The 2,500-nt window shown below is 53.1% G+C and carries 6 tRNA genes and 2 rRNA genes (2 of these 8 cut by a window edge); all 8 read left to right on the plus strand.

Features of this window, described 5'->3' with window-relative positions:
* A 23S ribosomal RNA gene (locus tag NAF01_RS00485) occupies positions 1-1,687 on the plus strand (it extends 1,248 nt beyond the left edge of the window).
* A 78-nt stretch (positions 1,688-1,765) separates the two neighbouring features.
* A 5S ribosomal RNA gene (gene rrf, locus NAF01_RS00490) occupies positions 1,766-1,882 on the plus strand.
* Positions 1,883-1,891: 9 nt separating this feature from the next.
* A tRNA-Val gene (locus tag NAF01_RS00495) sits at positions 1,892-1,967 on the plus strand.
* 8 nt (positions 1,968-1,975) lie between these two features.
* Positions 1,976-2,051, plus strand: a tRNA-Thr gene (locus NAF01_RS00500).
* A gap of 161 nt (positions 2,052-2,212) precedes the next feature.
* Positions 2,213-2,288 (plus strand) — tRNA-Lys (locus NAF01_RS00505).
* A gap of 16 nt (positions 2,289-2,304) precedes the next feature.
* A tRNA-Leu gene (locus NAF01_RS00510) sits at positions 2,305-2,389 on the plus strand.
* 6 nt (positions 2,390-2,395) lie between these two features.
* Positions 2,396-2,470: transfer RNA gene (locus NAF01_RS00515), tRNA-Gly, on the plus strand.
* 7 nt (positions 2,471-2,477) lie between these two features.
* Positions 2,478-2,500 (plus strand) — tRNA-Leu (locus tag NAF01_RS00520) (it continues 66 nt past the right edge of the window).

Below are 2,500 nucleotides of genomic sequence, written 5' to 3' on the forward strand. Positions count from 1 at the left end.
AAGGGCGTTGAAGCCAGACCGCAAGGACTGGTGGAGCGCTTAGAAGTGAGAATGCCGGTATGAGTAGCGAAAGATGGGTGAGAATCCCATCCACCGAATGCCTAAGGTTTCCTGAGGAAGGCTCGTCCGCTCAGGGTTAGTCGGGACCTAAGCCGAGGCTGAAAAGCGTAGGCGATGGACAACAGGTTGATATTCCTGTACCACCTCTTTACCGTTTGAGCAATGGGGGGACGCAGGAGGATAGGGTAAGCGCGCTGCTGGATTAGCGCGTCCAAGCAGTTAGGCCGGTAATGAGGCAAATCCCATTACCATACAGGCTGAGCTGTGACGGCGAGGGAAATTTAGTACCGAAGTTCCTGATTCCACACTGCCAAGAAAAGCCTCTAGCGAGGGAAAAGGTGCCCGTACCGCAAACCGACACAGGTAGGCGAGAGAGAATCCTAAGGTGAGCGAGAGAACTCTCGTTAAGGAACTCGGCAAAATGACCCCGTAACTTCGGGAGAAGGGGTGCTCATTAGGGTGAATAGCCCTGATGAGCCGCAGTGAATAGGCCCAGGCGACTGTTTAGCAAAAACACAGGTCTCTGCGAAGCCGCAAGGCGAAGTATAGGGGCTGACGCCTGCCCGGTGCTGGAAGGTTAAGAGGAGAGGTTAGCGCAAGCGAAGCTTTGAATCGAAGCCCCAGTAAACGGCGGCCGTAACTATAACGGTCCTAAGGTAGCGAAATTCCTTGTCGGGTAAGTTCCGACCCGCACGAAAGGCGTAACGATCTGGGCACTGTCTCAACGAGAGACTCGGTGAAATTATAGTACCTGTGAAGATGCAGGTTACCCGCGACAGGACGGAAAGACCCCGTGGAGCTTTACTGTAGCCTGATATTGAATTTTGGTACAGCTTGTACAGGATAGGTAGGAGCCTGAGAAGCCGGAGCGCCAGCTTCGGTGGAGGCGTCGGTGGGATACTACCCTGGCTGTATTGAAATTCTAACCCGCGCCCCTGATCGGGGCGGGAGACAGTGTCAGGTGGGCAGTTTGACTGGGGCGGTCGCCTCCTAAAAAGTAACGGAGGCGCCCAAAGGTTCCCTCAGAATGGTTGGAAATCATTCGCAGAGTGTAAAGGCACAAGGGAGCTTGACTGCGAGACCTACAAGTCGAGCAGGGACGAAAGTCGGGCTTAGTGATCCGGTGGTTCCGCATGGAAGGGCCATCGCTCAACGGATAAAAGCTACCCCGGGGATAACAGGCTTATCTCCCCCAAGAGTCCACATCGACGGGGAGGTTTGGCACCTCGATGTCGGCTCATCGCATCCTGGGGCTGTAGTCGGTCCCAAGGGTTGGGCTGTTCGCCCATTAAAGCGGTACGCGAGCTGGGTTCAGAACGTCGTGAGACAGTTCGGTCCCTATCCGTCGTGGGCGCAGGAAATTTGAGAGGAGCTGTCCTTAGTACGAGAGGACCGGGATGGACGCACCGCTGGTGTACCAGTTGTCTTGCCAAAGGCATCGCTGGGTAGCTATGTGCGGAAGGGATAAGTGCTGAAAGCATCTAAGCATGAAGCCCCCCTCGAGATGAGATTTCCCATAGCGTCAAGCTAGTAAGATCCCTGAAAGATGATCAGGTTGATAGGTCAGAGGTGGAAGCGTGGCGACATGTGGAGCTGACTGATACTAATCGATCGAGGACTTAACCAAGTCATTGGTGAATACTCGGCAAACACTTCTTCATACATTATCTAGTTTTGAGGGAACGAAGTTTCTTCAACCAAATAGTCCGGTGGCGATAGCGAGAAGGTCACACCCGTTCCCATACCGAACACGGAAGTTAAGCTTCTCAGCGCCGATGGTAGTTGGGGGCTGTCCCCCTGTGAGAGTAGGACGCTGCCGGGCATATATAATGGAGGATTAGCTCAGCTGGGAGAGCATCTGCCTTACAAGCAGAGGGTCGGCGGTTCGATCCCGTCATCCTCCACCATATAACATGCCGGTGTAGCTCAATTGGTAGAGCAACTGACTTGTAATCAGTAGGTTGGGGGTTCAAGTCCTCTCGCCGGCACCACTTCAGTTCTTTTTATAGAATATGAGCCATTAGCTCAGTCGGTAGAGCAGATTGCAGCATCAGTGAATCACTTCAACCGAATAGCAATCTGTGACAAAACACGCAGTGTTTTTGAACATCTGACTCAGCAGAAACAAGCTTTAGGAAACATTATTTAGCATGAGCCATTAGCTCAGTCGGTAGAGCATCTGACTTTTAATCAGAGGGTCGAAGGTTCGAGTCCTTCATGGCTCACCATTTTTAATTTCATATTGCGGGTGTGGCGGAATTGGCAGACGCACCAGACTTAGGATCTGGCGCCGCAAGGCGTGGGGGTTCGACTCCCTTCACCCGCACCATTTTAAGCGGAAGTAGTTCAGTGGTAGAACATCACCTTGCCAAGGTGGGGGTCGCGGGTTCGAATCCCGTCTTCCGCTCCATTTTTATGCCGGGGTGGCGGAACTGGCAGA

Source organism: Cytobacillus firmus, from assembly GCF_023657595.1.
GTDB classification, from domain to species: domain Bacteria; phylum Bacillota; class Bacilli; order Bacillales; family Cytobacillaceae; genus Cytobacillus; species Cytobacillus firmus_B.